This window comes from Succinivibrio faecicola (assembly GCF_019448115.1).
GTDB classification, from domain to species: domain Bacteria; phylum Pseudomonadota; class Gammaproteobacteria; order Enterobacterales; family Succinivibrionaceae; genus Succinivibrio; species Succinivibrio faecicola.
This window is the reverse complement of sequence record NZ_JAGFNY010000050.1, coordinates 1-6,985: the sequence shown is the minus strand read 5'-3', so window position 1 is coordinate 6,985 and position 6,985 is coordinate 1. Positions and strand designations below refer to the sequence as shown.

Sequence of the window (6,985 nt, the reverse complement as noted above, 5' to 3'; positions counted from 1 at the left end):
AATCCAAAATGATTGAGCTGACTTTTAGTCAAAACTGACTGAGCTAAATCAGATCTTTTTCAGTGGGCTGTGACAATTTGAGATATTAACAATATTAAAAGCACCATTAGAATTATCTGCCATGCAGTTTGAATCATAGCCATTACTTGATGATGTTGCTGAAAATATAGGATTTAAAGTTGGATTTATATCAGTTCCTGCACTTTGTACAATACTTGTATTATTCTTTTGATTATCCTGATTTTTATAATCCTTTTTAACCCTTGTCTGTCTTTGTCTTAAAAGTCTTGTAGCAAATGTTCTCTCCCAGCCGGACTGATTTCTAAATTCCTGTCTGTTATTCCAGTAAGAAATAAATGATTTTAGTTCAGCCTGTGTATATGAGTAATCTTCAAGTCCGCAAAGCAAGGCAGAGTTTTTAAAATTCTCAGATGGAGTCCATTTTTCATCAAGAGTAAATGCTCTTGACGGCATATTGCCATCAAGTTGTACAGAGTAAAGTGGCAGAGTAAACATACATCCCTGCCAGTTATCTGTTTCTTTTGTTTTCTTTATTAAGGAAAACCTTTCAAGCTCATCAAGACATAAAACAGCAGTTTCTATGTTTGCATTTGTAGGAAAGTCCTTTGAGCTACTAAATAGATAACTTGCAGCTGACGCAAGATCGATTACATTAATACCCTTTTGTACAAGATCGGTCAGATAAAAAACATAAAGTGATTTAGACAGATGACTAATTCTGTAGTCTGACAGTTTTAAAATCTCAACGCTGTTCATTTCTATCTAAAATCCGCTGTATTTATCAGTATGGGTATCAATATAAGAAAACTATTGTTTTGAAGGCTTATTTTGCTTGCCTTATATAAATTTGCTTTACAAAAATCTTCATATCACATAGTTGAAGATTGATAGATACTGTGCAAGAATTACAACAAAAAGATGGTGGTAAATGAGTCTGCACAAATCACAGTGTTTACAGACAAAAGTCAGTAAACTTTATGACAATTATATATCAAAAGGATCGGTAAATTATAAACAGATCCCAAAAGTTATATCAGGATTTGAAAACAGCACTCATTATGTTACAGCTTTATTTTTAGAGTGTTTACTGCAGCTTTTAAAATCGTCAGATAAGATTAAGACGAATGTAAATTCATTCTATTTAAAAGCATATCTTGATGGGGACATCGAGCTTGCACAAAGTCAGTTTCTCTTTGATGGCATCATAAAAAAATCCCCACTAAAGACACTTTACAAGATAAGTAAACGCCTGCCAAAATTCAAGCTTACCTTTGTTCCTTTTGAGGATACTCTAGGTTTAATCTATCAGACTGTAAAGCAGCTTACTAATGCACAAGGTGAAGAGAGATACTATACACCTGAGTACCTGTCTGATATTTGTGTATCAACTCTTGATATAAGTCAGGGCAGAGTATTTTTAGATCCATGCTGTTCATCTGGAAATCTTCTTTTACGTCTTTTAAAAAGAGGAGCAGATGTAAACAATCTTTTTGGCTGTGATCTTGATGAGTTTTCTGTAACTCTTGCAAGAGTAAATCTTTATTTAAATTCATATGATCTTACTGATGAGTTTTTAAAGGTTCATCTAAAAAAAGGTGATGGCATCACCTACAGATGCAGTGTGCAGCCAGATGTAGTCATATCAAATCCACCATATTCTGTTATTGAGGATGACACAATCTGTTGCAGATATCAGAAGACTCTTAAAAGTGCTGCAAGAAAACGTCCATTTCTAGCCGATCTGTTTGTTGAACGGTATCTTAAGGTATTAAAAGAGAACGGACTTATACATTTTATTCTGCCAGAGGCAATTTTATCAGTTGCATCGCATGCCATAGTCAGATCTGAAATTGAAAAAACAGCAAGAGTAAAGGCTGTAAGATATCTTGGTGACGTATTTCATGATGTACAGTCCCACAGTATTATTCTAACGCTTGAAAAATCAAAGCACAGATATCCAAAAGGAGAGGTTATAGTCAACATTAAAGACAGATCGTATGTTATAAGACGAGAAAGACCTTTAATGGACTTTAACTTTAGAATTCAGGATAGTGAAGCTAAGATCCTAAAAAGAATTGATGAGAGTAAAAACTGTGTTTATCTAAAAGATCATGCAACCTTTGTAATGGGAATAGTAACAGGATCAAATGAAAGATCATTAAAAACACAAAAGAGTGATGATACACAGTGTGTTATAAGAGGCTTTGATATTCACAAATTTTATGTAGATACCCCTGATAATTATGTTTCGTCTGACTATTCATCATTTCAGCAGATGGCAAAAGAGACAATGTACAGAAAAAAGGGCAGAATAATCTACAGATTTATTTCACGCTATCCTGTTTGTGCAATAGATGACAGTCAGTTGCTTACACTTAATTCAGCTAATTTCTTTATTTTAAATGATGAGATACTTGACCCATACTATGTTGTTGGCATTTTAAACTCATCACTGATGAAGTTCTATTTTGAAAAGAAATTCTCTCAGCTTAAGGTTTTACGATCACATCTTGAATCTGTACCTTTTATCCTTTGTGACAATGAGAGTAAAGATGAAATTGTCTCATTAGTCAAAAAGATAATGAGTCTTGATATTAAATCAGATACTAGAGCCTATGATGAGATAAAAGACAGGATTGATATAATTGTAAATAGAATATACAAGATTGATTGAAACAGAGAGTTATAAAGTTAAACGTTTCTTGATGGTACAGATATTCTCTTTGTTTGCAAAAAAACATTCAATGAATTATCATTCTACAAGTTTGATTTTTAAAGGATGAATAATAACATGTTTAATATGGGAAATATGATGAAGCAGGCTCAGATGATGCAGGAGCGTTTGCAGAAAGCTCAAGCAGAGATTGCTTCAATGGAAGTAACCGGTGAATCAGGTGCAGGCATGGTTAAGGTAACCATGAACGGTTCACATGAGGTTCGCCGTGTAGAGATTGATGACAGCGTTTTTGAGGACAAGGAAATTGCTGAGGACTTAATCGCTGCTGCTTTTAATGATGCAACAAGACGTGTTGAAGTTCAGTCAAAGGAAAAATTATCTCAGGTAACTGGCGGTATGCAGTTACCTCCTGGCTTTAAGATGCCATTTTAGTGATAGAAAAAACATATGTCATCAAGCACACTTCTTGATGAGCTTATAAGAGCATTGCAGGTCCAGCCAGGAGTTGGCCCTGCAAGTGCCTCGAGAATAGCTTATTATCTGTTAGACAGAAAACGCAAAGAGGGACTTGGTCTTGCTAAAGCCTTAACAGATGCTATGGATAAGATTTCCTATTGTCCAAAGTGCAGAAATTATACAGATAATGAAGGAGAGGAGTGTAAACTCTGCTCATCAGCTCAAAGAGCTACACAAAGAACAATCTGTGTTGTCGAGCATCCTAACGATATTGAAGCTATTGAAAACAGCTCCTCATTTAAGGGAAGCTATTTTGTGTTGCACGGTCATATCTCACCTCTTGATGGCATTGGTCCTGAAGCAATCGGTCTTGATCTATTGAAAGGCAGAATTGAAAAAGAACATATTCAAGAAGTTATTCTTGCATTAGGACAGACAGTTGAAGGGGATGTTACAGCATCATATATTGCAGCAATGGCAAAAAAAATGTCTGTTAAGGTCACAAGAATTGCAACTGGTGTTCCTTTAGGTGGCTCTTTAAATACAGTTGATGGCAACACCCTTGCAATGTCATTTAACTACAGACATGATGTCTAAACTTTGTTAACTGCTATTCAAATCTAGTCTATAGTCGTTCTAGAATTATCCTTAAACTGCTTTTAAAGCTACTCTAAAACACATCCAGATCTTTCTATTACTTTTCCGATAATAAAAATAGAGTTCTTTTCATCTTTGCTTAAGTAAAAATCATCAACAGATGGATTATCCGATCTTAAAATCAGACCACCATGCAAAGGAGAAATAAACCGTCTTACCATAATTCCATGATCTTTATCGGCAAAGGCATAAATCTGACCGTCTATGATAGGTAATTCTTCTTTACATTCAACTATCACATAGTCATTATTGCAAATGAGAGGTGACATAAAATCACCTGAGATCTTGAAGCATTTAAGCTTGTCAGGATTTAAAATCCCCATTTTTTTGCAATAGCAGCCGGATACTAGTATTTCTCTGTCATATCTGTGTTCAATAAATGAAATCTTATTACTGCCTTTATCATCAAACAAAACATCATATCTTTTAATTTTAATAAACTGTTTGTCAGGATCAGAGTAAATATGACTTAGTTGTTTTTCATCGAATTTATTAGATAAAACAGACAGTAGTGTATCAGCATTGATATTAAGAGCTGATGCTACATTCATAATGACTCTTGCACTTATACAACCAAGATTGCAAGATTCAAGATCCTCAAATTCGCAGTCAGTGATATTAGCTTTTTTTATAAACTCTGTTTTAGATTGAGCAAGGCTATCTAACAGAGTATTTAATGGTTTATAAGATACATAAGTTTCGTTTGTATTCATAACTGTATATTCTCCTAAAAAGAGAGTAGTTGTCTTAAAACTTTCTATCAAGGTCTTATATGCAAGTGCACATTCATTGAGCAAAAATACATGTAAATTATGATATATGTTCAAAAAAAATGTGTTTATGATTATTAGCGGTGCATGAATGAATGTTCATTTGAATTGTCAGATAAATGTGTCAAAACTAATTTAATGAAATTTCTGTCATTCTGATGGCAAATTCTCTTAACAAGGAATTCTTTAATGGCTTTAATGTGAAAATTGGACAAATTAAATAGATAAGCTGTCATTTGTGATCTTTTTTTTAATGATTGTTCTTTATTGAAAATGTTCATTATAAATGTTGAATCAAAGTATATTTAGGCTAAAATAAAGCAAGTAAACACAAATACGGATAAAGACTATGAGTGATAAGAACTTCAAAAAACTGCCATTTGGAACAGAGGAATTCTCTGTACTTAGAAAAGAGGATTACTATTATATAGATAAATCCTCCTACATAAAGAAAGTTTTTGAAAACTCAGCTTCCGTTATCCTTTTCACAAGACCAAGACGTTTTGGTAAAACTCTTTTAATGAACATGTTCAAATCCTTTTTAAGCGTTGCTAAAGATGGTAGTTCAGATAGAGAGTATAAAGAAAAACTCTTTGATGGTCTTGAGATTCTAAAAGATAAAGAATTTACAGATAAATACTTAGGACAGTTCCCTGTTATTTTCATTTCTCTTAAAAGTGCATATGGAGATACTTTTGAACAAGCCTATGATGCATTAGCACGTATCGTAGTAAGGCTATTTTCTGATTATGACTTTTTATTAAGCAGTAAGAATCTGTCAAAAGAAGATATTGAAAATTATAGAAAATACCTAAAAAGAGATTTTCTGTGTGATATAAATTCTATGGGATATGTAAAGGAAGCTTTAGAATTTCTATCAAACTGTCTTTATAAGCACTATAAAAAGAAAGTCATAATTTTAATCGATGAGTATGATGTTCCTTTAGCAAAGGCATCAGAGAAAGGTTATCACAATGAAATGGTAGCACTGATGAGCTCATTTTTTAATGTGATGAAGATTACACCAAGTTCTTTATCAAAAGAAGAATTTCCAATTAAAAAGATAGTACTCACAGGCTGTCTAAAGGTAGCAAAGAACAGTATTTTTACGGGTGTAAACAACCTTTATGTAAATACTATAATCTCAGAAAATTCAGATTATGATTCAATGATAGGCTTTACAAAAGAAGAGGCTGAAAAGTTATTAAAAGATTATGAGCTTGATAATTACTTCCCTTTTGTAAAAGAGAATTATGATGGTTACAGATTCTATGAACAGGAAATGTTCTGTCCTTGGGTTTTAGTCTCATTCATAGACTATGCAATAAAAAGAAAAGCAAGTAGCAACCCGATAATTGCACCAAATTTCTGGATAAACTCAACCTCAAGTAATGCATTATTGTCATATGTTGGATATCTTTCAGATGAAGATAATGAGAATATGCAAAAGCTTATGGATGGTGAGTGTATAGAGACAACCATCAATGATTCAATGAATTATGATGATTTATCAATGCACAAAGCTGAGGATTTCTACACATTATTACTTTTTACAGGATATCTTACAGTAGATAGCTACAGAACAGAGAATATTTCTGGAGAAGATAAGACCATCTACTCACTTAAGATCCCAAACAGAGAAATCCGTCAGTGTTTTATAAAGAACATAAAAGAGCACTTTGATACTATAGTAAATCAAGGAGAGAATAAGGCAAAGCTTATAGCAAAAGCTCTGTTTGAAGGTGATAGTGAAAGTGCATCAGATAACATCTTTGACCTTTTAAAATCCTATGTATCAATAAGAGATTTTGCAACAAAGGCAAAGAAAGAGAACTTCTATCATGGATTCTTATCAGGAGTATTTACAAACTGTTCTAACTTCATAACTGACTTTAAATCAAACAGTGAATCAGGTGATGGTTATGCTGATTTAATATTCATGAATGAAAGGCAGAAGATTGCTGTTATCATTGAGATTAAAGCAGTAAATTCAAAAAAAGAATTACCAGAAGGTACTCAAAAGGCACTCAAGCAGATAGAAGAAATGAGATATGCAGATGAGTATCTTGATGATTCATCAGTTAAAGCTATCTACTGCTATGGCATCAGTTTCTATAACAAGCAGTGTGAAGTTTCTTGCAGAAAAATTAAATAGCAAAATCAATAAATTTGTTATCAAAAATAAAGCTTTTAAATTGAGTGATTTCAAACAATTGATTATTAAACTTAAATAAAGCAAGTAAACAAAAATACGGAAAAAGACTATGAGTGATAAATGCTTTAAACAACTGCCTATAGGAAATGAGGATTTTTCTTATATCATCCAGAATGGTGGTTATTATATTGATAAGACCTCTTATATAAAAAAAGTCTTTACCAATCTCTCTCCTGTGATCCTTTTTAC

At 32.8% G+C, this 6,985-nt stretch carries 7 protein-coding genes; 5 read left to right on the top strand and 2 right to left on the bottom strand.

The genetic code is table 11. The features are described 5' to 3' along the window. Window positions 1-48: 48 nt before the first annotated feature. Window positions 49-777 (bottom strand): DnaT-like ssDNA-binding domain-containing protein, encoded by a 729-nt coding sequence (locus tag J5V48_RS09275; RefSeq protein ID WP_219938304.1) that lies wholly within the window; start codon window positions 775-777, stop codon window positions 49-51. Window positions 778-949: 172 nt separating this feature from the next. On the opposite strand from J5V48_RS09275, the gene J5V48_RS09270 reads away from it, so the two are divergent. The 3 genes from J5V48_RS09270 (at window position 950) to recR (ending at window position 3,751) form a co-directional block, all read left to right on the top strand. Continuing rightward, on the top strand, window positions 950-2,695 hold the full coding sequence (locus tag J5V48_RS09270) for an N-6 DNA methylase (RefSeq protein ID WP_219938303.1): 1,746 nt from the start codon (window positions 950-952) through the stop codon (window positions 2,693-2,695). Window positions 2,696-2,812: 117 nt separating this feature from the next. Next, window positions 2,813-3,130: a YbaB/EbfC family nucleoid-associated protein gene (locus J5V48_RS09265; RefSeq protein ID WP_219938302.1), complete on the top strand. Its 318-nt coding sequence runs from the start codon at window positions 2,813-2,815 to the stop codon at window positions 3,128-3,130. 15 nt (window positions 3,131-3,145) lie between these two features. After that, window positions 3,146-3,751: a recombination mediator RecR gene (gene recR / locus J5V48_RS09260; RefSeq protein WP_219938301.1), complete on the top strand. Its 606-nt coding sequence runs from the start codon at window positions 3,146-3,148 to the stop codon at window positions 3,749-3,751. Between the two features lie 68 nt (window positions 3,752-3,819). Here the strand turns inward: recR and J5V48_RS09255 are convergent, their stop codons facing one another. Then, window positions 3,820-4,524 carry a S24 family peptidase gene (locus J5V48_RS09255; protein ID WP_219938300.1) on the bottom strand — a complete coding sequence of 235 codons (705 nt, stop codon included), beginning with the start codon at window positions 4,522-4,524 and terminating at the stop codon, window positions 3,820-3,822. Between the two features lie 406 nt (window positions 4,525-4,930). Here J5V48_RS09255 and J5V48_RS09250 point away from each other — a divergent pair, with 406 nt between their 5' ends. Then, entirely contained in the window at window positions 4,931-6,736 is a 1,806-nt protein-coding gene (locus J5V48_RS09250) for an AAA family ATPase (protein ID WP_219938299.1), read from the top strand. 109 nt (window positions 6,737-6,845) lie between these two features. Further along, window positions 6,846-6,985, top strand: a 140-nt coding sequence (locus J5V48_RS10095) for an AAA family ATPase (RefSeq protein ID WP_219938305.1), incomplete at its 3' end; no start/stop codon positions are given.

Bases quoted from the DNA above. Each gene is read 5' to 3' on its own strand.
- J5V48_RS09275 (WP_219938304.1), bottom strand. From the start codon at position 777: ATGAACAGCGTTGAGATTTTAAAACTGTCAGACTACAGAATTAGTCAT.
- J5V48_RS09270 (WP_219938303.1), top strand. From the start codon at position 950: ATGAGTCTGCACAAATCACAGTGTTTACAGACAAAAGTCAGTAAACTT.
- J5V48_RS09265 (WP_219938302.1), top strand. From the start codon at position 2,813: ATGTTTAATATGGGAAATATGATGAAGCAGGCTCAGATGATGCAGGAG.
- recR (WP_219938301.1), top strand. From the start codon at position 3,146: ATGTCATCAAGCACACTTCTTGATGAGCTTATAAGAGCATTGCAGGTC.
- J5V48_RS09255 (WP_219938300.1), bottom strand. From the start codon at position 4,524: ATGAATACAAACGAAACTTATGTATCTTATAAACCATTAAATACTCTG.
- J5V48_RS09250 (WP_219938299.1), top strand. From the start codon at position 4,931: ATGAGTGATAAGAACTTCAAAAAACTGCCATTTGGAACAGAGGAATTC.